The sequence below is a fragment of the Delftia sp. S65 genome (assembly GCF_016516495.1).
GTDB lineage: Bacteria > Pseudomonadota > Gammaproteobacteria > Burkholderiales > Burkholderiaceae_C > Comamonas > Comamonas acidovorans.
This window is the reverse complement of record NZ_JACVUR010000038.1, coordinates 1-22,463: the sequence shown is the minus strand read 5'-3', so window position 1 is coordinate 22,463 and position 22,463 is coordinate 1. Positions and strand designations below refer to the sequence as shown.

The window sequence follows — 22,463 nt, the reverse complement described above, 5'->3', positions numbered from 1 at the left end:
ATCCTCTCGCCGACAGCTTCCCTCGCCCGCCCGCACGGTACCGGGCACCGTGCCCGGCGTTTTGCAGCGCTTGGCTTTCTGGAGCCTCATTGCAGTCTTGGCGTGCGCCACAGGCACCATTTCCGTGGCACATCCGGCTGCCACGGCACTCACCGTCACTGCCTTGGTCAGTTGCGGAGCATGGTTGAACAACCGCGAGAAAACCAGACTGCAGGCGCTTGCCTCTGCCCGCAACGGCGAGTCGATCTGCGGCTTTGCCCGTTCCTTTGATTTGCGCAGCACAGATCCTTTGGTGGTCCGCGCTGTGTATGCACGGCTTCAGTCTGAAGCGGCACCGCAGCCCACCGCATTTCACTGACGACAGTGCCTTGCTCAAAGCACGGCACAGACCGCTGCAACGCCCTCAGGAAATCACATTGCGAATGAACCGCGTCACGCCTTCGTGCAGGTTCACGTAGGCGTAGTCCTGGGCGCTGCCGTAGATGGCATAGTCGCCGGCCTCGATGGTCATGGGGCCTTCGCTCAGGTCCACCAGCAGGCGGCCTTCGACCACGACGATCATTTCATGCCAGCCTTCCGGGTCGGGTTGGGCCTGGTAGCGTTCGCCGGGGCCCAGGGACCAGGACCACAGCTGGGCCTCGCGCGTGGCAGGCACGCTGCCCAGCAGCATGGCCTGGCTTTCGGGCCGGGTGCCGCGCCAGGCCATGGCGTCCATGCGCAGGCGCTGCGCGGCCGGGTCGCTGACGATTTCTATGAAGCTGGCGCCCAGCGCGTCGGCCAGCCGGTCCAGGCTGGACAGGCTGATGTTGGTGTCGCCGCCTTCCAGCTGCACGACCATGCGCCGGCTCAGGCCTGCGGCCTCGGCCAGGGCCGCCTGGCTCAGTCCTGCACGCTGGCGCAGGCGGCGCAGGTTTTCGCTGACGAAAGCCAGGACATCGGAGCGCTCGCCAGCGCTGTGCAATATATTTCTCATATGATCTGCGCAATATGTTGCACACGTCATCTTCTCACAGTTCGCGCACGCCACTGCTCAGCCGGCAGGAGCTGGCCCTCATCGCCGTCACCATGGTCTGGGGCGGCACCTTTCTCGTGGTCCACCTGGCCATGCAGCACAGCGGGCCGCTGTTCTTTGTGGGCCTGCGCTTTGTCACGGCGGGTTTGATCGGGCTGCTGGTGTTTCGCAAGGCCATGGCCGGGCTCACGCGCACCGAGCTGGTGGCAGGCATCGCCATCGGCGCCAGCATCTTCCTGGGCTATGGCCTGCAGACCTTCGGGCTGCAGACCATCAGCAGCAGCAAGTCGGCGTTTCTGACGGCGCTGTATGTGCCGCTGGTGCCTCTTGTGCAATGGCTGGTGATGGGCAAGCCGCCGCGCCTGATGAGCTGGATAGGCATCGGCCTGGCCTTCACGGGACTCATGCTGGTGGCGGGACCGGAGTCCGGCGGCATGGAGTTGAACGTGGGCGAGATGGCAACCATGCTGAGCACGCTGGCCATTGCGGCCGAGGTGCTGCTGATCGGGCATTTCGCGGGCAAGGTCGATGCGCGGCGCGTGACCACGGTGCAGTTGCTGGCGGCCGGCGTCATGGCGCTGCTGGCCATGCCGGTGGCGGGCGAATCCGTGCCCGATTTCTCCTGGGTCTGGCTGTCCGCCGCGGTGGCCATGGCCTGCGCCAGCATCCTGATCCAGCTGACCATGAACTGGGCCCAGAAGTCCCTGTCGCCCACGCGTGCGACCGTGATCTATGCCAGCGAGCCGGTCTGGGCCGGCATTGTGGGACGCATGGCCGGCGACCGGCTGCCGGGGCTGGCCATTCTGGGGGCCGCGCTGATCGTGGGCGGGGTGCTGGTCAGCGAGCTGCGCCTGGGCAGGCAAACACCCAAGCCGTAACGCACCCCGGCTGCGGCCCCCTGCGTGCTGGGCCGCACCTGTCCAACCCTGCGGCAAGGCCACAGGCGAATTGCTGCGCAGGACAAATCGCGGGGGCATGCCAGGCGCCTCGAAAACCCGGCCAGGACACTTCTCAGAAGCTCTTGAAAAACGGTATTTTCATAATCAATCAGAAACATCCGAGATCAAATAAGCTATTCCTAGGATAAATCCCATTTCCTTAATAATCCTAGGACGACTCTGAAAATCCGATTTTCATCAAAAAGATCATTACAAAACGCAATCAACCCTTTAGATTCCGCTTTTGAAAACAGGCAAGCCATTCATCGGCTTGATGGTCATTCAATTCAGGAACTCATGAAAGGGCGATGGCATGCAAAAGCGTGGCAAGGGGAATTGGCGGAAGTTGACCGGCTTTACGGCGGCAATGGCAGTCAGCTGCACAATCGTTTTGGGGACGGGTGGCACCGCATGGGCCGCCTCGGCAGGGCAAGGTCGCGGCTATGCGCTGGAAGTGAAGGCCGGCGTTTCATTGGTAGGCCTCGGGCTGGATATCCCGCTGGTAGATACCGGACTGCAAAGTGCGCCGCCGGCGTTCAATGTCTCCGGGAAAATGCTTGCTGCAGACATCGGGGGCGCCACCAACAGCTTGATTTCATTGAAGGCGGGTGTGCTCTCGGCAAGCACCGGGAGCTCGCTGGCGCAAAACCGCGTCGAAACAACCGCAGGCATCAGTGACATCAACCTGTCCATCGCTGGCGTCGTGGCCATCAAGGCTGATGTGCTGCAGTCCCAAGTGCATGCAACCTGCGTCAATGGCGCCGTCCAGCCTACCGGGGCCGCGACCATCGAGAACCTGAGCATCTCCGTGCTCGGTATCCCTGTCCCAATTCCACTGAATCCATCCCCCAATACCGGACTGAATACCGGAATCCTGGAAATCGTTTTCAATGAGCAAACTCCCGTGGATGGGGGAATGGAAGTCAATGCCCTGCGCATTGGCGCGAAAATACCCACCCTCGCCGACGTCAACCTCGTCTTGGGCCATTCGCAAGCCTCGCTTGCCGACTGCACGGCAGCGCAAGGAGATACCACGCCACCTGCGGTAGACATCACCACGTCCCCGGTGATCAATGCAGGCAACCAGGAGGCCTACATCGTCGCAGGCAGTTGCACCGCGGGCGATGGCAATGTGAAGGTGACCATCGGCACGGCCCCGAAGTTCGTGACCATGACGACGGCCTGCAATGCAGCCGGAGCCTGGACGGCACCGGCTGCCAATGTGGCCAGCCTGCCCCTGGGTCCGGTGGACATCACGGCCACCCAGACCGATGCGGCCGGCAACACCGGCACGCGAAGTGTCATCACCACCAAGACCACGGCCGCAGCCACGGACACGACGGCACCCGTGGTCGCGGTGGACAACGCAGCCGCGATCAATGCCGGCAATGAGCACGGCTACACCGTCTCTGGCACCTGCACGGCCGGCGATGGCGATGTCAGGGTGCGCATCGGCACGGCGCCCAACTCCGTGGAAGCCATCGCAGCATGCGACAGCAACGGCCAATGGACCACTGCCGCCACCGACCTGGGCGGGCTGCCTGCGGGCACGGTGCCCATCCAGGCCAGCCAGACCGATGCGGCTGGCAATACAGGGACCGCCAATGTCTCCGTCACCAAGGCAGACACCACGCTGCCTGTGGTCACAGTGGGCACCCCGCCCCAGATCAATGCCGGCAACCAGGGCGCCTACATCCTCTCTGGCACCTGCACAGTCGGCGCAGGCAGCGTCACGGTGACCATAGGCACGGCGCCCAACGCGGTGGTGGCCACTGCGCCCTGCGACAGCAATGGCGATTGGACCATCCCCGCCACCGACGTGAGCGCACTGCCTGCGGGCACGGTGGGCATCCATGTGGCTCAGACCAATGCCGCCGGCAATTCGGGCACGGCCGATGCCACGGTCACCAAGGTCGATACCACGCCGCCCACCACGCCCTCGGTCACGGTGGTGAATCCTCCCCCGATAGACGCGGGCAACCAGGGCAGCTACATCCTCTCTGGCACCTGCACGGCCGGCGGCGGCAGCGTGACGGTGACCATCGGCACGGCACCCAAGGCCGTGGTGGTGACCGTGCCCTGCGATGGCAATGGCCACTGGACCACTCCTGCCACAGACGTGAGCGGCCTGCCCAAGGGATCGGTGACCATCACGGTCACCCAGACCCAGGCGACGGGCGATGTCGACTCAAGCACTGCGACCACCACCAAGACCACGCCTGGCGCGGACGATGTCCCAGGCAGCGACTCCGTCGCAGCCATCCCCGTGGGAGGGGCCTGGGCCTCCCTGCTCCTGCTGGGCGCGGCGGCGCTGGGACTGCGCCGCCGTGGCAGGCAGCCGGGTCCGCAGCGCTCCGGGCGGCACCACGATTGACGGAGTTGCCACCATCAAAGGCGCCACGGCCGTGGCGCCTTTTTTCGTTGGGCCTGCGCAAGGCATGGGGCGGCCTTGATGCGGCCTTGATGGCGTTGTGCGCAAACACAATCCGCCCTTGAGGCAGCCGTCCCTAGAGTCAAGGCCTCACAACAAATGGCTTCCCGATGAAGCCGCGCCGCCATGAGACCTGTCGCCATCCTCCAGCACGAATCCGCCCAGGGCCCCGGCGTTCTGCGTGAACACCTGGAGCAGCAGTGCATTCCCTACCGACTGTTGCAGCCCGCCCTCGATGGCACAGCCCCTGTGAACGCCGCCGACTACAGCGGCATCGTGGTGCTGGGCAGCAACCACAGCGTGAACGAGGGCCTGCCGTGGATGGAGGATGAGCAGGCCCTGCTGGCCGATGCGCTGCGCAGCGACATCCCCGTGCTCGGCCACTGCTTTGGCGCACAGATGCTGGCGCGCGCCATGGGCGCCAGGGTCTGGCGCAACCCCTGCCCCAACATTGGCTGGAGCCGCATCTGGGTGACGGCCGCCGCCCAGCAGGTCATGGACCTGCCGCGCGAGGCGACGATCTTCCATTGGCACTACGACACCTTCGAGATCCCGCGCGGGGCCGTGCGCACCATGTACGGCAGCCACTGCCTGAACAAGGGCTTTCGCCACGGCCGGCACTGGGCCTTCCAGGGCCACATGGAAGTGACCGCCGCCAGCGTGGCTGCCTGGTGCACCGAAGGCCATGACGAGCTGCTGCGCGCACGCGGCCCTGCGGCGCAGACCGAGAGCGAGATCCTGCGCCACCTGGACCTGCGCATTCCCGTGCTGAACGCCCTGGCTCACCGGACCTACCGGGCCTGGACGGCACAGTTGCAGCGGCCGGTGGTCGTGAATCTGGGCGTGGCCAGCCGATAGCCCTCCCCGGAGCGGACGCCCCGGTGAATACCCGGGGAGCGCTTGACGTGGCGTTTGCACGCAGGGAAACTTTCGATACGAAATAAAAAACTTTCAAATCGAAAGAACACATGCAGGACCAGGGCAACAGTTCACTCAAGCGCAGGCTGCAGATCGTGGAGCTGGCGCGCAAGACCGACGAGGTGCGGGTGGAGGCGCTGAGCGTGCTCTTCGGCGTCTCCACCGTCACCATCCGCAACGACCTGCACTACCTGGAGCAGCAGGGCTATGTGGTGCGCGCCTTCGGCAAGGCGCGCTACAACCCGGCCCTGCTCAAGACGGCCGCCGAGATACCCGGCGCCCCTGCCGCCGCGCAAGGCCCGGCGCAGGCCCAGGTGGCCCAGGGCTCGCTGGGCTGGATCGAGGACGACGCCTCGGTCTTCCTGGGCAGCGGCCGCATCACCCACCGCGTGCTGCCGCTGCTGGCCAGCCGCCAGGGCATTGCGCTGACGCTGCACGACCTGGCCATGGTGGCGACGGCGCGGCAGTTTCTCGATTGCGCCATCCACGTCACGGGCGGCACGCTGGCCGGCGACGAGCCCGGCCTCATCGGCCCCGGGGCGGAAGCGGGTCTGCGGGCCCGGCCGCTGGACATCTGCCTGTTCGAGATCTGCGGCATCGACGACCGCAACCGCCTGCTGTGCCGCGACCCAGGCGCGGCTCGCCTGTATTCGGCGGCCGTGGAGCACAGCGCCAAGGCCGTGGCGCTGGCCCTGGATCTGGACAGCACCACGGGCGGGCACCCGGTCTGCGACATCTCCCAGATCGACGGCCTGTGCGCCCACCAGGACATGGAGCCGGGCGCCTTCGATCTGCTGGCGCACCACCGGCTGCAGGCCACCCGCAAAGCCGAGGGCCGCATCGAATTCGCCAGAACCTGAGTTTTTTCCACAACGACAGAGGGAGGGAGACAGCCATGGACCGCAACACGTTTCTCCGGCGCATGCTGGCCGGCGCATTCACATTCGGCCTGCCGGCCAGCCCGGCGCTTGCACAGCCGGGCCCCGGCCCCGCCCGCACCCTCGGCGTGTCCCTGCTCACGCAGCAGCACCCGTTCTACCTGGAGCTGGCCCAGGCCATGCAGCAGGAAGCCGCGCGACAGGGGCTGAAGCTGGACCTGAGCATTGCCAACCAGGACCTGGGCAAGCAGATCTCCGATGTGGAGGACTTCGTCAGCAAGAAGGTGGATGCCATCATCCTGTCGCCCGTCGATTCCCGGGGCGTGAAGGCCGCCGTGCTCAAGGCTGCCGCCGCCCGCATTCCCGTGATCACCGTGGACATTGCCGCCAGCGGGGTCGAGGTCGCATCGCACGTGGCCACCGACAACCGCGCCGGCGGCGTGCTGGCCGGCCAGCTCATGGGTCGGGCCACGGGCGGCAAGGGCCAGATCGGCGTGCTGCACTACCCGTCCATACAGTCCGTGGTCGATCGCGTGGAGGGTTTCAAGGCCGCCATCGCCACCTTTCCCGGCATGAAGATCGTCTCCGTGCAGCCGGGCATCACGCGTGCCGAGGCCCTGGCCGCTTCGCAGAACATGCTGCAGGCCCACCCCGATCTCGCTGGCATCTTCGGGTTTGGCGACGATGCGGCCCTGGCTGCACTGGCCAGCGTCAAGGGCGCAAGAAAGCTGGAGCAGGTCAAGATCGTCGGCTTTGACGGCATGGCCGAGGCGCGCGCGGCCGTAGACCGCGAACCGGCCTTTGTGGGCGTGATCCGCCAGTACCCCGACCAGCTGGGACTGCAAGCCGTGGCCATTGCCGCGCAGCTGCTGCAGGGCAAGCCGGTGGAAAAATTCCACCCCGTGCTGCCCGGCGTGTACACGGCAGCCGCCAGGTAAATGGACCTGCGGAGCCCGCCATGCCAGGCCCCACTGCACACAGCCACCCAGGCCGTGCCATGCTCGACGCCGTTGCGCCGCCCCCCATGCTCGAGGCCCGGGCGCTGGCCAAATCCTTCGGCGCCGTGCAGGCGCTCAAAGGCGTTTCCTTCCGCCTGCGCGCAGGCACGGTGCACACGCTGCTGGGCGAGAACGGGGCCGGCAAATCCACCCTGCTCAAAATCCTGGCCGGCGTGCACCGGACGGATGGCGGCCAGCTGCTGATCGAGGGCACCGGCACCGAGCTGGCCAGCCCCGCCGATGCGCAGCGCCACGGTATCGCCATCGTTCATCAGGAGCTGAGCCTGGCGCCCAACCTCAGCGTGGCAGACAACCTCTTCGCCGCGCGGCTCCCGCAGCGGGCCGGCTGCGTGGACCGCCGCGCACTGCGCCGCGACGCCGCCGCGCTGCTGGCCCGCCTGGGCATGGACCTGGACCCCAACGCGCAGGTGGCCGAACTGTCGCTGGCCCAGCGCCAGCTGGTGGAGATCGCCAAGGCGCTGGCCCAGCCCGCGCGCATCGTCATCATGGACGAGCCCACCTCCTCCCTCAGCGACAGCGAGGCGCACATTCTCTTCACCCTCATCGCCCGCCTCAAGGCCGAAGGGCGCGCCATCATCTACGTCTCGCACCGCATGGACGAGATCATGCGCATCTCCGACGAGATCACCGTCATGCGTGATGGCAGCTCCATCTGCACCCTGGCGCGGGACGAAACCGACATCGGGGCGCTGATCGCGCTCATGGTGGGGCGCCAGATGCAGGACATCTATCCGCCGCGCGGCCCCGCCCCTGACCGCAGCACGCGCGCCCTGCTCCAGGTGCGCGGCCTGGGCCTGGCCGGGCGCTTCGAAGACATTGACTTCGAGGTCCATGCGGGCGAGATCGTGGGCTTCTTCGGGCTGGTGGGCTCGGGCCGGTCCGATGTCATGGATGCGCTGTTCGGCATGCACCGCTGCACGGGCAGCATCCTCATGCACGGCCGGCCGCTGCGCCTGCGCTCGCCGGCCGACGCCATTGGCCAGGGCATGGCCTTCGTGACCGAGAACCGCAAGGAGCAAGGCCTGGTGCTGGACCAGTCCGTGCAGCACAACATCTGCATGGTGCAGGTGCACAGCGGGCGCGGCGGCGCACTGCTCACCGACGAGGCGGCCGAGCAATCGCTGGCCCGCGCCTGCGTGCAGCGGCTGAAGATACGCGTTGCCGGCCTGCACCAGCCCGTGCGCCAGCTGTCGGGCGGCAACCAGCAAAAGATCGTGTTCGCCAAATGGCTGGCCATGCGCCCCCGGCTGCTGGTGCTGGACGAGCCCACGCGCGGCATCGACGTGGGCGCGAAGTTCGAGATCTATGCCCTGATCCGCGAGCTGGCAGCGGCCGGCACGGCCGTCATCCTGGTGTCGTCGGAACTGCCCGAGGCACTGGCCATGAGCGACCGCCTGCTGGTCATGCGCAACAAGCGCCTCGTCCAGAGCCTGGACACCCTCCATCTGCGCCAGGAGACCGTGATGGCGCACGCCACCGGAGCAGGACTGCCATGACCCCTTCCGAACTGAGCATCACCGCGTCTGGCTACTCCAAGGCCTCCAACGCCTCCGACGCCTCCGACGCCGCCGAAAGCATCCCGGACAGCCAGGAAACATGGCGCGACGGCTTGCGAGGTGGCTGGCGATCGCTGCGGCGCCACGCCGGCACCCTCATGGGCCTTACCGCCCTGGTGCTGCTGTTCTCCCTGCTGTCGCCGGCCTTTCTGACGGGCGGCAACCTGCGCAACGTGCTGCTGCAGGTGTCCATCATCGCCATCGTGGCCTTCGGCATGACCTATGTGCTGCTGCTGGGCGAGATCGACCTCTCGGTGGGATCGGTGGTCGCCCTGGCAGGCAGCGTGGCCGGCCTGATGCTGGGCCAGGGCCTGGCGCCCGCCCTGGTGCTGCCCGCCGTGCTGCTGTGCGGCCTGCTGCTGGGGGCACTCAACGGCTCATTGTCGGCGCTGCTGCATCTGCCGTCCTTCATCGTGACGGTGGCGACCATGGGCATCTTCCGGGGTCTGGCCTATATCGTCTCGGGCGGCATGCCGGCGCCGGTGGACAACGAGGCCTTTCTGTGGATCGGCAACGGCGAATGGCTGGGCATGCCCGTGCCCATCTGGATCCTGGCCGCACTGCTGGCCGCCAACCACTTCGTGCTGGCCCGTACCGTCTTTGGCCGCAAGACCTATCTGGCAGGCGGCAATGCCGAGGCGGCCACCTATGCGGGCATACGGGTGGGGCGGCTCAAGATCGCCATCTTCATGCTGTCGGGGCTGATGGCGGCCGTGGGCGGCCTGGTGCTCACCTCGCGCCTGTACTCGGCCCAGCCCAACGCGGCCATGGGCTGGGAGCTGGACGCCATTGCCGCCGCCGTGCTGGGCGGCACGCGCCTGGCCGGAGGCCACGGCAGCGTTGCGGGCACCTTGATAGGGGCGCTGATGATCGGCGTCATCAACAACGGCATGAACCTGATGAGCGTGCCCTACTTCTATCAGCTCATCGTCAAGGGCAGCGTGATTCTGGTGGCCGTGTGCATCGATGTGCACAGCAGGCGCAGGCGCTGACGCATGGGCCGGCGGTGCAGCGAACGGCGCACGGGGTTTGATTCCAAAGGGAGGGAGAGCATGCAATCCATCATGACCATGGGCGAGATTCTCGTCGAAATCATGGCCGAGCGAAAAGGCCAGAGCTTTCGCGCGCCGGGGCCGCTGGCCGGGCCCTATGCCAGCGGGGCGCCCGCCATCTTCATCGACCAGGTGGCCCGGCTGGGGCATCCGGCCGCCATCATCGGCTGCGTGGGCGATGATGACTTCGGCTGGCTCAACATCGACCGCCTGCGCCGCGACGGAGTGGACACCAGCGCCATCGCCGTGTGCAAGGGCACCGTCACGGGCAGCGCCTTCGTCACCTACCGCGACAGCGGCGAGCGCGACTTCATCTTCAACATCACCAACAGCGCCTCGGCACAGCTGCAGCCCGAGCAGGTCAACCAGGCCGTGCTCAAGGACTGCGCGCACTTCCATGTCATGGGCTCGTCGCTGTTCTCGTTTCGCATCATCGATGCCATGAAGAAGGCCATCGAGATCGTCAAGGCCCAGGGCGGCACCGTGTCCTTCGATCCGAATGTGCGCAAGGAGATGCTGCGCATCCCCGAAATGCGCGAAGCCCTGGCCTACATCCTGGAATTCACCGACATCTTCCTACCCAGCGGCCACGAGGTCACCCAGCTGGCCCGCTCGGCCGACGAGGCCGGCGCCATCGCCGAGATCTTTGCGCGCGGCGTGCGCGAAATCGTGGTCAAGCGCGGCGCCGACGGCTGCAGCTACTTCAGTGCCGACGAGCGCATCGACCTCGACGCCCTCACCGTGGACGTGGTCGATCCCACGGGCGCGGGCGACTGCTTTGGCGCCACCTTCATCGCCTGCCGGCGCCTGGGCAAGACCGCGCTGCAATCGCTGCGCTACGCCAATGCGGCCGGCGCGCTGGCCGTCTCCAGCAAGGGGCCGATGGAGGGGGCATCCGGCTTTGCCGGGCTCGACGCACTGCTGGCACAACAGCCGCAGCACCTGCGGCATGCGGTGATGGAGGGCTGAAACCATGCCCGCCCACCTCACCCACCCCACCCATCTCACCCACTTCACCCGCCTGGCGCAGTCACGCTCCAGGCAAACGCCAGCAGCCGCAGGCGATGCGCGCGCAACAGGCAGCGCAATCGGCATCTACTCCATCTGCTCGGCCCATCCCCTGGTCATCGAGGCTGCCATGCACCAAGCGCTGGACGATGGCACGCCCCTGCTGGTGGAAGCCACCGCCAACCAGGTCAACCAGTTCGGCGGCTACACCGGCATGCAGCCCGCCGACTTCCGCCGCTTCGTGCTGGCCATCGCCCACCGCGTCGGCCTGCCGCCCGACCGCGTGCTGCTGGGCGGCGACCACCTGGGCCCCACGGCGTGGACGCATCTGCCTGCCGCCGAGGCCATGGAACTGGCGCAGGATCTGGTACACGCCTATGCGGCGGCCGGCTTCGTGAAGCTGCACCTGGACGCCAGCATGGCCTGCGCAGACGACCCCCAGGCGCTGGACGACGAAACCGTGGCCCGCCGCGCTGCCCTGCTCTGCCAGGCGGCCGAGCGCGGCAGCACCTGCCCGGCGCCCGGCCCCGTCTACGTGATCGGCACCGAAGTGCCCGTGCCCGGCGGCGCCGCGCATGCGCTGGAGCATGTGCAAGTCACTGCCCGCGCCGACGCCCAGCGCACGCTGCAGGTGCACCGCGACGTCTTCGCGCAACAGGGGCTGGACCCTGTCTGGCCGCGCATCATTGCCATGGTGGTCCAGCCCGGGGTGGAGTTCGATCACACGCGCGTGGTGGACTACGCGCCCGGCGAAGCGGCCGACCTCAAGCAGTTGCTGCGCCAGCACCCGCAACTGGTCTTCGAGGCCCACTCCACCGACTACCAGCGGCCCGAGGCCCTGCGCCAGCTGGTGCAGGACGGCTTTGCCATCCTCAAGGTCGGCCCCGGCGCCACCTTTGCGCTGCGCGAGGTGCTGTTCGCGCTGGCCTCCATCGAAGAGCAGCTCATCGACGCGCACCAGCGCTCCCACTTGCCCGCCGTGCTGGAGTCCGCCATGCTGGGCCGCCCCGCCAGCTGGGAGCGCTACTACCGCGGCGAGCAGCCCGATCCCGGCGCCCAAAGGCTGCTGCGCATCTACAGCTACAGCGACCGCATCCGCTACTACTGGGCCGACCCCACGGTGAACGCCGCCGTGGCGCGGCTGCTGGACAACCTGTCCGCCTGCACCCTGCCCGAGAACATGCTCAGCCAGTTCCTCCCCGCCCAATACCAGGCCGTGCGCGCCGGGCGGCTGGCCCCCTCGCCCCACGCGCTGGTGCTGGACCGCGTGCGCGAGGCGATCAGGCCGTATGCGGCGGCTTGTGGCCACAGCCTCACAGCTGCCCCGCCTCCCCCCTGATCAAATCCCACACGCTTTGCGCCACCGGCGACAGTTCACGCTGGCGGCGGCGCACCAGCATGATGTCGCGCTGCACGCGCGGCAGCAGGGGGCGGCTGGCGAGGGCGTCGGGGGTGGCGGCTCCACTCGCGGGAGTTCGCCATTCCTGCGGCACGGCCAGTTCCGGCACCACGCTCAGGCCCAGGCCCGCCTGGAGCATGCAGAAGATGGTGGTGGTGTGGCCGACTTCCTGCACGACGGCGGCCTCGGCATCGTGGGCCTGCAGCGCGGCGTCGATCAGGCGGCGGCTGCCCGAGGCGTGGTCCAGCAGTACCAGCGGCTGGCCGGCCAGGTCGCTCCAGGCCACCTGGCGCTTGCGAGCCAGTCGGTGCGTGGCCGGGCAGACCAGGCAAAAGGGCTCGCTGAGTATGGTTTCGCAGTGCAGGTCGTCGCGGCCTTGCGGGTCGATGACCACGCCGAAGTCCACCTCGCCGCTGCGCACGCTTTGCAGCACATCACTCTGGATGCGGTCCAGCAGCAGCAGCTCGATGCCCGGCGCCTGCTCGCGGCAGCGCGCAATGCAGCGCGGCATCAGGTGGGCAGACAGCGTGGGGCTGCTGGCCACGCGCACCTTGCCCAGGCGCTGGGTGGCCAGGCCGCTGACTTCGAGCAGGCATTCATCCAGCGCGTCCAGCACGCGCGTGGCATGGCCCTGCAGCAGGCGGCCGGCGTCGGTCAGCTCCACCTCGCGCGTGGTGCGGTGCAAAAGCTGCACGCCCAGGGCCTGCTCCAGCTCGGTGACATTGCGGCTGACGGCAGGCTGGGTCAGCGCCATCAGCTCGCCCGCGCGGCTGAAGTTGCGGCTTTCCGCCACGGCCAGGAAGGCGCGCAGCTGGCGCAGGCTGATATTCATACGGAAAAATTATAAAACCATCAGATAAATCCATTTCTCTTTTCAATGGCCGTGGCGTCCAATCGGGGCCTTGCAGCCTGGCTGCACGAACCGATAGTTAGTTGGAGAGAGTTTTCCCATGGCACGCCCCCGCTTCGCCCCTGACAATTTCACGCTGATGCTGCTGTCCACCGTGGCACTGGCCAGCTTCCTGCCCGCCTCGGGCGCCGTCTCGCAATGGCTGGAGGTGGCGACCACGCTCATGGTCAGCCTGCTGTTCTTCCTGCACGGCGCCAAGCTCTCGCGCGAGGCCATCTTTGCCGGCATAGGCCACTGGCGCCTGCACCTGACCATCTTCGCGGCCACCTTCGTGCTCTTTCCCCTGCTGGGCTGGGCGCTGCGCCCCGTGCTCGAGCCGCTGGTCACGCCCGAGATGTACATGGGCGTGCTCTTCCTGTGCACGCTGCCGGCCACGGTGCAGTCGGCCATCGCCTTCACGGCCATGGCGCGCGGCAACATGCCCGCCGCCGTGTGCAGCGCCTCGGCCTCCACGCTGATGGGCATCGTGATCACGCCCATCCTGGTCAGCATGCTGCTGCACAAGAGCGCCGAAGGGGGCGATGCGCTGCAGGCCATCGGCAAGATCGCGCTGCAGCTGCTGCTGCCCTTTGTGCTGGGCCATCTGCTGCGGCCCGTGATCGGCGGCTTCATCTCGCGCCATGCCAAGCGCGTGAAGTTCGTGGACCAGGGCTCCATCCTGCTGGTGGTGTACACGGCCTTCAGCGCCGCCGTCATCAGCGGCCTGTGGCAGCAGACGCCCCTGCCTGCGCTGCTGGGCCTGCTGCTGCTGTCGTCCATCCTGCTGGCCCTGGTGCTGGTCATCACGTCATGGACGGCGCGCCGCCTGGGCTTTTCCAAGGAAGACGAGATCACACTGGTGTTCTGCGGCTCCAAGAAGAGCCTGGTCAGCGGCGTGCCCATGGCCAAGGTGCTGTTCGAGTCCAGCGCCGTGGGCGCCATCGTGCTGCCGCTGATGGTCTTCCACCAGCTGCAGCTCATGGTCTGCGCCGTGCTGGCCCAGCGCTATGCACGCCGGCCCATGCACCCCGAGGCGATCGAGGATGGCGCCGTGCCCGCCAGCGCTGCGCCGGCCGCCAAGGCCGAAACGGCGCCAGCCAAATAAGGCGCGGGCGCGTTCCCATCACAAAAAAGCCTGGCTCTCGCGCCAGGCTTTTTTGCATCTCAGCCCTTCAGGGCCAGGTTGTTGAGCTTGTCCAGGCGCTCGGGCCAGCTTCCCTGCTGCGCCGACTGCAGCAGGATGCGCGTCCAGGCGATCCAGGCGTCCCACTGCACGCGCTTGTCCCAGGCATTGCCCCAGCCGCTGAAGCACTGCAGCGCGCTGGCGGCTGCGCGCGCGGCGTCGTCGGCACGGCCGGCAGACAGGTAGAGCTGGGCCAGCACCATCTGCGGCTCGCCCACCCAGGGGTTCAGGCGCACGGCGCTTTCCAGCACGGCCGTGGCGGCGTCCAGGTCCACCAGCGGCTGGTCCAGCTGGATCACCGACCAGTACAGCGACACGGCAGCGGCCTCGTCGCCGGGCGACAGCTGCCGGCTGCAATGGTCGAACACCGGCGGCAGCGGCAGCTGGGCGCGCAGCGCCGGGTGCTGCAGCGCACGGCCCAGGTCGCTGATCTGGCTGAGCATGCGGCTGGCAGGCCGCATGGGACCGGGCCACAGCGAGGCCGCCCAGTGCACGCCCTGCTGCCGCTGGTTCTGCACCTGCGGAAACTGCGAATAGATGTCTTCCTGCCAGCTGAACCACTGCTCCATGGCATCGGCCATGCTCACGATGGTGAAGGCCGCCACCTCATAGGCGCTCAGGCGCTGGCTGCGGCCGGCGGATTCCAGCGACATGGAGCCGTCTTCGGCCAGGTCGCCGGCCAGTATCTTCTGCATGAACTGCGTGCGGCTCATGGTGCAGAACAGGTAGACCAGGTGCTCGGCGCCCTCGCCCACCAGCTCGCGCAGGCGGCCGCGCTCGCTGCCCGCATCGAACTTGACCAGGTCCACGAAGGCGTTGCCGTAGACGCTGTGCAGCAGGCCCAGCAGGCGCACGTCGCGCGGCTGGCGCCACAGCGCCAGCGAACGGGCCACGCCCGCCAGGTGGTGGCGGAAGGTGCCGGCCTTGTGCCAGTCCTGGCCCACGCCGCGCGCCAGCACCACGGGCAGCACGGGGGCGAGGTCGGCATCCTTGGCCAGCCATTCCTCGTCCAGCAGGTCCTGGGCGCGCGTGAACAGCGCCTCGTCAAGTGTCTGGAACAGTGTCGGGACAGGCAGGCTCATGCAGGCACCTCCATGGCAGCGGCGGGCCGCTGGGTATATTGCGCCACCCAGCCCGCCGTATCGGCGAACAGGCGCAGCGCCTTGATGCGCCGCGTGGCGGTCAGCGTGAAGCGGTGCTCCACGCCGGCCGGTATGCGCAGGTAGTCGCCGGGCTGCACGCGCAGCACGCGCTCTTGGCCGTGGGCATCAAAAAAGCCGAACAGGCCTTCGCCTTCGAGGATGTAGCGCACCTCGTCATCGGCATGGGTGTGGGGCTTGTCGAAGCGCTCCAGCGCCTCGTCCAGGCCCGGGGTGCCCGGGTGCAGCACGACCAGGTCCATGCTGTGGTAGCCATGGGCCACGCATTCGTCGACCACCAGCATGCCCACGGCCTGGACCACGGTGGCCTTGCCGCCGTCGTCCAGCTGGGCCTGCGCCAGCAGCGCGGCCAGGCCGGGCTCGGGCGCCAGCGGGCGGCGCTGCCATTGCACGCCGATGGCGGCCACGAAGTCCGCGTCGGAAACCCGGTGGGATGCGAGGGCGCCCATGGTCTTACCAGGCCGCCGTGTAGGCGCCCTTGAACTGCGTGTCGATGAACTGGCGCACCTCGGGCGACTGGTAGGCCTTGACGAAGGCCTGCAGGCCCGCGTCCTTCTCATGGCCGGCGCGCGTGGCGATCAGCACGGTCACGTACGGCGTGTCCGTGGCTTCCAGCGCCAGCGAATCCTTTTGCGGCGACAGGCCTGCGGCCACGGCGTAGCTGCTGTTGACGGCGGCAGCGTCCAGGTCGTCCAGCGAGCGCGCCAGCTGGGCGGCCTCCAGCTCCACGAAGCGCAGCTTCTTCGGATTGGCGGTGATGTCCAGCACCGAGGCACGGGCGCCCGCGCCGGTCTTCAGTTCGATCAGCTTTTGCGCGGCCAGCACCATCAGTGCGCGCGAGCCGTTGGTGGGGTCGTTGGGGATGCCCACGCGCGCACCGCTCTTGAGGTCGGCCAGGCTTTTGATCTTCTTGGAGTACACGCCCATCTGCTGGTTGACCGCACGGGCCACGGGCACGAGCTTGTAGCCCCGATCCTTGTTCTGGGCGTCCATGAAGGGCTGGTGCTGGTAGATGTTGGCATCCAGCTCACCCTGCGACAGGGCCGCATTGGGCTGGATGAAGTCGCCGAACTCGACCAGCTTCACCTTCAGGCCGTTCTTCTCGGCCACCTTCCTCGCCACCTCGGCGATCTGGGCATGCGGGCCCGAGGTCACGCCGATGGTGACCGAGCCGTCGGCCGCATGGGCCGGCAGCGCGGCCATTCCCGCCAGGGGCAGGACGGCAGCCAGGGCCAGTGACTGGAGCAAGGCGCGTTTTTTCATGGAATCCCTCTTTTGGAAAATCTCGCGGCTCCTTGCCGCTGCTGCCACTGCGGCCGTTGGATCAGCGGTGGCTCAACCTGCGCACCGCCCAGTCGCCCAGGCTCTGGATGGCCTGCACGAAGAAGATCAGGATGATGACCACGGCCAGCATCACATCGGGCAAAAAGCGCTGGTAGCCGTAGCGGATGCCCAGGTCGCCCAGGCCGCCGCCGCCAATGGCGCCGGCCATGGCCGAGTAGCCGGTCAGGCTCACGAAGCTGATGGTCAGGCCTGCCACGATGCCGGGCAGCGCCTCGGGCAGCAGGATCTTCCAGACGATCTGGCCCGTGGTGGCGCCCATGGACTGGGCCGCTTCCACCAGGCCGTTGTCCACCTCGCGCAGCGCGGTCTCCACCAGGCGCGCCACGAAAGGCGCTGCCGCAATGGTCAGCGGCACCACGGCCGCCCAGGTGCCGATGGACGAGCCCGTGATCAGCCGCGTCAGCGGGATGATGGCCACCAGCAGGATGATGAAGGGGGTGGAGCGCAGGGCATTGACGATCCAGCCCACGATCTTGTTGGCCGGGCCGTTTTGCAGCACGCCGCCGTGGTCGGTCAGGCGCAGGAACACGCCCAGGGGAATGCCGATCAGGCCGCCCACCAGGCCCGAGACGCCGACCATGATGATGGTCTCCCACAGCGAGCTGACGAACAGCTCCAGCATCATTTCCGAAAAATTCTCAAACATCGCTCAATCCCTGGTGGAAACGATCTGCACCTGCACGCCGGTGGCGCGCAGATGGTCCACGGCGGCATCGATCTTTGCCGCGTCGCCGCTGGCGAAGACGGCCAGCGAGCCGAAGGTCTGCTCCTGGATCTCGTCGATCTGGCCATGCAGGATGGACAGGTCCAGCCCCAGCTCGCGGATCAGGTGCGACAGGATGGGCTGGTAGGCGCTCTCGCCCGCATACGACAGGCGCAGCAGCCGGCCTTGCTGGCCGGGCGCCAGCTGGGCGGCCAGCGCATTCACGCGCACGGCCACCGACTCGGGCAGTTGCTGGGGAACGATCTCGTCGATGAGGCTGCGCGTGATGGCCTGCTGCGGGCGCGTGAACACGTCGATCACGGGGCCCAGCTCGGCGATCTCGCCGCCGTCGATCACGGCCACGCGGTCGGCGATCTGCTTGATCACCTGCATCTGGTGCGTGATCAGCACCACGGTCAGGCCCAGCTCGCGGTTGACCTTGCGCAGCAGGTCCAGGATGGAGCGCGTGGTCTCGGGGTCCAGGGCCGAGGTGGCCTCGTCCGACAGCAGCACCTTGGGGTGGCTGGCCAGCGCGCGCGCAATGCCCACGCGCTGCTTTTGCCCGCCCGAGATCTGTGCCGGATAGCGGTCGCGCAGCGCGCTCAGGCCCACCAGGTCCAGCAGCGGGTCCACGCGCTTCTTGATGTCGTCGGCCGACATGCCCGCCATCTCCAGCGGCAGCGCGGCGTTGTCGAACACCGTGCGCGAGGACAGCAGGTTGAAATGCTGGAACACCATGCCGATGTCGCGGCGCGCCGTGCGCAGCTCGGCATCGCTGAGCTGCATCAGGTCACGGCCGCCCACCAGCACCTGGCCCGAGGTCGGGCGGTTGAGCAGGTTCAGGCAGCGCACCAGCGAGCTTTTGCCCGCGCCGCTGCGGCCGATGATGCCGAACACCTCGCCCGACTCGATCTGCAGGTTGATGCCCCGCAAGGCATGGACGGGCCCGGTGGGGCCCTTGTAGGTCAGGGAAAGATCCCGAATCTCGATCATGAAAAAACGCCGCGGCGCAGGACGGCCTGGGGACGCCGCTGCGCATTGTTGGGAAGTGGGAGCAAATATAGTTTGCGCGTATAAAAACGCAAACTATAAAAAAATTAAGTAATAAGAAGCTCCGGTTATGCCCAGGACTTCACTACTTTCTGCACAACCCTCAACTATGCCTGAATGTGGACACTCCCTGGCCCTGCCGGGCTATGCGTGGCGCCACGGAGCACTGCGGCAAGGCCCTTCTTGCGCCGGCGTCTGATTGACAGTGCGGCCGGCACGCTGCCGTCGCGGCCTGGCGGCCCTGGCCCGCTCCTGCTTTTGACGATGGCAGGCACCTGCCGCTGCCGCCGCGCTGACGCCAGAAGCAGCCTTTGCTGACAGGCCGCGCGGCATGCGCCCTCCTACAGTGGGCTCAACCCCACAGGAGAAGAGCGCCATGCGCCCAGAACAACACTCCGGCGCCGGCAGCCAGGCCGGCACGGCTCCCTTGTCGCGGCGCGGCTTTCTGCAGGCCGCCAGCATCGCAGGCGTCAGCGTCTGGGTGGCGCCGCTGGCCAGCCAGGCCTATGCAGCCCTCTTTGAAGACCGCGTCCTGGGCAGCGTGGCCCGCGAGCCGGCCACCCAGCTGCCGCGCATGCGGCTCGATGGCCGCTCCAAGGTCATGGGCGCCAAGGTCTTCGCCCGCGACATCCGCGCACGCGACATGCCGCACTGGCCCCAGCAGCAGTCCCATGCCTTCATCGTGCGCACCACGCTGGCCGACCGGCTGTTCGACGGCATGGACCTGTCTTCCCTGGACGGCGAGCTGGCGCCCGACCGCGTGGTCACCGCCGAAGACCTGGCGAGCGACGGCCTGGCATTTCCCGAGTTCTATGGCGAAGACATGCTGCTGCCCGCAGGCAAGACCCCCGCCTACCTGGGCCAGGCCGTGGCCATCCTCATCTACCACGACTTCGCGCGCTTTCGCTTTGCCAAGGAAAGGCTGCAGGCCACGGCCGGCGTCATCCGCTACGGCCGCATCACGGGCGCGCTGGACCGTCCGCCCTGGGGCGTGTTCCGCTATGTGCGCCAGGGCGGCGCCACGGCCTTTGACGACGACGTGTTCTCCAGCCTGCGCGATGCCCCGCTGTTCCCCGCCGAACGCAAGCCGCTGGTCTGGCCGCAGATCTCCAAGGCCGATGCGGTCACGGCACGCGGCCTGCGCGCGGCCGAGCAGATCGCCCAGGAGCTGGCCACCCCGCCCGCCGACTGGCTGGTGCTGCAGCGCCACTACGCCACGCAATCGGTGGACACGGCCGCGCTGGAGCCCGACAACGCCAACTGCTGGTATGACGCGGCCACGCAAAGCCTGCACATGGTGCTGGCCACGCAGTCGCCGCACGAGGTGGCCGAATGGGCAGCGCAGATGGTGCAGGCCAGCAGGTTCCCGCTCAAGAACCTTTTCGTGCACCCGTGCTACACGGTGGGCTACGGCTCCAAGGACCACGCGCCCATGCCCTACTACGGCCTGGTCTGCGCGCTGTATGCGGACGGCAAGCCCGTGCGCCTGGCCAATGACCGGTTCGAGCAGTTCCAGTCCTCGCTCAAGCGCCATGCCTTCGAGATCGACTACACCATGGCCATCGACAGGAAGACCGGCCTCTTCCAGAGCCTGGTGGCCAGCATGACGGCCAATGGCGGCGGGCGCGCCAACTTCTCGCCCTCGGTGGCCATGGTGGGCGGCACGGCGGCGCAGTCCATCTACTACTTTCCCAAGAACGACATCACCGCCGTGGCACTGGCCAGCCGCGCGTTGGATGCGGGCTCGGCACGCGGCTACGGCACGCTGCAGAGCATGGCGGCCACCGAGATGATGGTGGACGAAATCGCCGAACTGCTGCAGATCGACCCCATCGAGCTGCGCCTGCGCAACGTGCTGACCTCGGGCGCCAAGAACACCCAGGGCGCCATTGCCGCAGGCGCCCTGCGCGCCGACGAGGTGCTGGAGCGCGCCCGCCGCCACCCGCTGTGGACCGAGCGCGCCAAGCGCAAGACCGCCTACGAGGCCAGCCACCCGGGCCAGCGCTACGGCGTGGGCTTTGCCTGCGTGCAAAAGGACTTCGGCACGGGCGGCGAGGCGGCCTTCGCCCGCATCGAGATATCGCCCCAGGGCCGCGTGCTGCTGCACCACTCTGGCACCGAGATCGGCACGGGCATGGGCACCTCGCAGGCCCAGCTGTGCGTGCAATGGTTCGGCAAGCCCGCCGACGAGCTGCAGACCGCCTGCCTGGACTGGCCGGAGCTGCCGCTCAAGGCCGAGGGCGACAACTACACCATGCCCCAGGCCGACCAGGACCGCTTCGCCACCCGGCCGCTGTGGACGCCGGTCTACGCCTCGCCGGCCAGCGCCAGCAACTCGGCCTACTACTACAGCCACGCCACCAGCGAGACGGCGCGCGTGGTCTTCGAGCACGGCCTGTGGCCGGCCGCCGTCGCCATCTGGAGCCAGGGCACGGGCGGCGGCCAGAAGGCGCCCTACGTGGTGCGCCGCGAGGACGCGCGCTGGGTCAACGGCATGCTCACGGCCAACGGCATGCAGCCGCTGTCCCTGCAGGCCCTGGCCCAGAAGGCCCATGCCATGCAGCTGGTCACGGGCGCCGTGGGCCATACCTTCAACCGCTGGCAATGGGCCGAGGCGGACTTCGACATCCTGGGCACCAGCGCGCGCCGGCCGCTGGACGCGCTGGCCGTGCGCCTGGGCAGCGCGCCCGATGCCGGCGCCGTCACGCCTGTCCCTGAAACCACCGACACGCCGCAGGCGGCCACGCCCGTCGAGGCCTCTGTCACCGCGCGGCGCAGCGCCGCCGGCTACCGCATGATTGCGCGGCGCAACCTGTTCTATCCGCCCATGCAGCGCAACAACGCGGGCGTCACCTACTACAGCGCCAATGCGGCCCTGGTCGAGCTGGCGGTGGACACGGGCACGGGCGCGGTCGAGCTGCTGGCCCACCACTCCATCATGGAGTGCGGGCGGCCCATCGTGCCCGAGCTGGTGCACGGCCAGCTCGAAGGCGGCATTGCCATGGGCATAGGCCATGCGCTGTACGAAACCATGCCGCTGTACGAGGGCGGCCCCGGCGACGGCAACTGGAACTTCCACCGCTACCACCTGCCGCGCGGCAGCGAGGTGGCGGTCTGGAAGCAGACGGCCGAGCTGCTGGCACCTCTGTCGGACACCGATCCGCCCAAGGGCATTGCCGAGGTGGTGATGATTCCCATCGTCGCCGCCATCGTCAACGGACTGCACCACGCCATTGGCAAGCGCTTCCACAACCTGCCCGTGACCCCGCAAAAGATCAGGGAGGCACTCGCACCATGAGCCTTGTCCCGCGCCCCTTGTCGCTGACCGTCAACGGCCAGACCGTCGGCCCCATGGACGTGCCCGAAGGCATGCCCATGATCGACTTCCTGCACGAATACCTGAACCTCACCGGCTCGCGCCTGGGTTGCGGCATCGGCGAATGCCGGGCCTGCACCGTCATCGTGGACGGGCCCGAGGGCAGCCGCGAGATGCGCACCTGCATCACCGGCGCCCACTACTTCCAGGGCCGCAAGGTCCGCACCATCGAAGGCATTGCCGACCCGGCCGGCGCGGACACCGCGCCCCCGCCCTCGCCCGGCGCCTCGGGCCAGCCGCGCAAGGTCATAGCCATCAGCCCCGTGCAGCAGAAGTACCTGGAGCATTTCAGCTTCCAGTGCGGCTACTGCACGCCGGGCTTCGTCATCGCGGCCACGGTGCTGGTCGAGCGCCTGGCCAAGGCGCCCATCCGCGCGGCCGATGTGGAACAGGTCGTGGGCGAGGCGCTGCAGCCCCACCTGTGCCGCTGCACCGGCTATGTGCGCTACTACGCGGCCGTGAAGGACCTGGTCCTGAACACGCCCGGGCTGACCTTGAAAGGATGAGCGCCATGTCCGCCGCCGACCCCAGCGCAGCCACCCCCACC

Annotated in this window: 21 protein-coding genes; 13 read left to right on the top strand and 8 right to left on the bottom strand. The window is 67.8% G+C overall.

What is annotated here, in order from left to right; translation table 11 throughout:
• Positions 1-184 precede the first annotated feature (184 nt).
• Positions 185-358 (top strand): hypothetical protein, encoded by a 174-nt coding sequence (locus tag IAE24_RS23685; RefSeq protein ID WP_199961987.1) that lies wholly within the window; start codon positions 185-187, stop codon positions 356-358.
• Between the two features lie 45 nt (positions 359-403).
• Here the strand turns inward: IAE24_RS23685 and IAE24_RS23680 are convergent, their stop codons facing one another.
• Positions 404-973 (bottom strand): helix-turn-helix domain-containing protein, encoded by a 570-nt coding sequence (locus tag IAE24_RS23680; protein ID WP_013802832.1) that lies wholly within the window; start codon positions 971-973, stop codon positions 404-406.
• 14 nt (positions 974-987) lie between these two features.
• Here IAE24_RS23680 and IAE24_RS23675 point away from each other — a divergent pair, with 14 nt between their 5' ends.
• Positions 988-1,890: a DMT family transporter gene (locus IAE24_RS23675; RefSeq protein ID WP_013802833.1), complete on the top strand. Its 903-nt coding sequence runs from the start codon at positions 988-990 to the stop codon at positions 1,888-1,890.
• A gap of 655 nt (positions 1,891-2,545) precedes the next feature.
• On the opposite strand, the gene IAE24_RS30375 is transcribed toward IAE24_RS23675, so the two are convergent.
• Positions 2,546-2,938 (bottom strand): hypothetical protein, encoded by a 393-nt coding sequence (locus tag IAE24_RS30375; protein ID WP_232245146.1) that lies wholly within the window; start codon positions 2,936-2,938, stop codon positions 2,546-2,548.
• Here IAE24_RS30375 and IAE24_RS23670 point away from each other — a divergent pair.
• From IAE24_RS23670 to IAE24_RS23635, 8 genes are all read left to right on the top strand, one after another.
• Positions 2,930-4,324, top strand: coding sequence for a hypothetical protein (locus IAE24_RS23670; protein ID WP_233626366.1), 1,395 nt, complete (start codon positions 2,930-2,932; stop codon positions 4,322-4,324). The genes IAE24_RS30375 and IAE24_RS23670 overlap by 9 nt on opposite strands.
• Positions 4,325-4,507: 183 nt before the next feature.
• A complete protein-coding gene (locus tag IAE24_RS23665) occupies positions 4,508-5,239 on the top strand; it encodes a type 1 glutamine amidotransferase (protein ID WP_199961984.1) in 732 nt (243 codons plus the stop codon).
• A 110-nt stretch (positions 5,240-5,349) separates the two neighbouring features.
• Positions 5,350-6,159 (top strand): DeoR family transcriptional regulator, encoded by an 810-nt coding sequence (locus IAE24_RS23660; RefSeq protein ID WP_199961983.1) that lies wholly within the window; start codon positions 5,350-5,352, stop codon positions 6,157-6,159.
• A 35-nt stretch (positions 6,160-6,194) separates the two neighbouring features.
• Positions 6,195-7,115 carry a substrate-binding domain-containing protein gene (locus IAE24_RS23655; protein ID WP_199961981.1) on the top strand — a complete coding sequence of 307 codons (921 nt, stop codon included), beginning with the start codon at positions 6,195-6,197 and terminating at the stop codon, positions 7,113-7,115.
• A 59-nt stretch (positions 7,116-7,174) separates the two neighbouring features.
• Complete coding sequence (locus tag IAE24_RS23650) at positions 7,175-8,692, top strand: sugar ABC transporter ATP-binding protein (RefSeq protein ID WP_233630788.1); 1,518 nt, start codon at positions 7,175-7,177, stop codon at positions 8,690-8,692.
• Complete coding sequence (locus IAE24_RS23645; protein ID WP_199961978.1) at positions 8,689-9,744, top strand: ABC transporter permease; 1,056 nt, start codon at positions 8,689-8,691, stop codon at positions 9,742-9,744. The genes IAE24_RS23650 and IAE24_RS23645 overlap by 4 nt, the downstream gene beginning before the upstream one ends.
• Positions 9,745-9,804: 60 nt before the next feature.
• A complete protein-coding gene (locus IAE24_RS23640; RefSeq protein ID WP_199961976.1) occupies positions 9,805-10,773 on the top strand; it encodes a tagatose kinase in 969 nt (322 codons plus the stop codon).
• A gap of 4 nt (positions 10,774-10,777) precedes the next feature.
• The gene (locus IAE24_RS23635; RefSeq protein ID WP_200016391.1) at positions 10,778-12,151 is read left to right on the top strand and encodes a D-tagatose-bisphosphate aldolase, class II, non-catalytic subunit; all 1,374 of its coding nucleotides are present in this window, start codon (positions 10,778-10,780) and stop codon (positions 12,149-12,151) included.
• On the opposite strand, the gene IAE24_RS23630 is transcribed toward IAE24_RS23635, so the two are convergent.
• Positions 12,126-13,043 (bottom strand): LysR family transcriptional regulator, encoded by a 918-nt coding sequence (locus IAE24_RS23630; RefSeq protein WP_199962506.1) that lies wholly within the window; start codon positions 13,041-13,043, stop codon positions 12,126-12,128. The genes IAE24_RS23635 and IAE24_RS23630 overlap by 26 nt on opposite strands.
• A 118-nt stretch (positions 13,044-13,161) precedes the next feature.
• On the opposite strand from IAE24_RS23630, the gene IAE24_RS23625 reads away from it, so the two are divergent.
• Positions 13,162-14,205 carry a bile acid:sodium symporter family protein gene (locus tag IAE24_RS23625; RefSeq protein WP_012205015.1) on the top strand — a complete coding sequence of 348 codons (1,044 nt, stop codon included), beginning with the start codon at positions 13,162-13,164 and terminating at the stop codon, positions 14,203-14,205.
• A 59-nt stretch (positions 14,206-14,264) separates the two neighbouring features.
• Here the strand turns inward: IAE24_RS23625 and IAE24_RS23620 are convergent, their stop codons facing one another.
• From IAE24_RS23620 to IAE24_RS23600, 5 genes are all read right to left on the bottom strand, one after another.
• On the bottom strand, positions 14,265-15,365 hold the full coding sequence (locus IAE24_RS23620; RefSeq protein ID WP_199962505.1) for a DUF6817 domain-containing protein: 1,101 nt from the start codon (positions 15,363-15,365) through the stop codon (positions 14,265-14,267).
• Positions 15,362-15,892 carry a cupin domain-containing protein gene (locus tag IAE24_RS23615; RefSeq protein WP_034392460.1) on the bottom strand — a complete coding sequence of 177 codons (531 nt, stop codon included), beginning with the start codon at positions 15,890-15,892 and terminating at the stop codon, positions 15,362-15,364. Before IAE24_RS23615 ends, IAE24_RS23620 begins: the two co-directional genes overlap by 4 nt.
• A 4-nt stretch (positions 15,893-15,896) precedes the next feature.
• Positions 15,897-16,706, bottom strand: coding sequence for a MetQ/NlpA family ABC transporter substrate-binding protein (locus IAE24_RS23610; protein ID WP_012205012.1), 810 nt, complete (start codon positions 16,704-16,706; stop codon positions 15,897-15,899).
• A gap of 61 nt (positions 16,707-16,767) precedes the next feature.
• Positions 16,768-17,433, bottom strand: coding sequence for a methionine ABC transporter permease (locus IAE24_RS23605; RefSeq protein WP_012205011.1), 666 nt, complete (start codon positions 17,431-17,433; stop codon positions 16,768-16,770).
• Positions 17,434-17,436: 3 nt separating this feature from the next.
• On the bottom strand, positions 17,437-18,483 hold the full coding sequence (locus tag IAE24_RS23600) for a methionine ABC transporter ATP-binding protein (protein WP_012205010.1): 1,047 nt from the start codon (positions 18,481-18,483) through the stop codon (positions 17,437-17,439).
• A gap of 433 nt (positions 18,484-18,916) precedes the next feature.
• On the opposite strand from IAE24_RS23600, the gene IAE24_RS23595 reads away from it, so the two are divergent.
• Entirely contained in the window at positions 18,917-21,838 is a 2,922-nt protein-coding gene (locus IAE24_RS23595) for a xanthine dehydrogenase family protein molybdopterin-binding subunit (protein WP_199962504.1), read from the top strand.
• A complete protein-coding gene (locus tag IAE24_RS23590; protein ID WP_199962503.1) occupies positions 21,835-22,422 on the top strand; it encodes a (2Fe-2S)-binding protein in 588 nt (195 codons plus the stop codon). The genes IAE24_RS23595 and IAE24_RS23590 overlap by 4 nt, the downstream gene beginning before the upstream one ends.
• Positions 22,423-22,463: the final 41 nt, after the last annotated feature.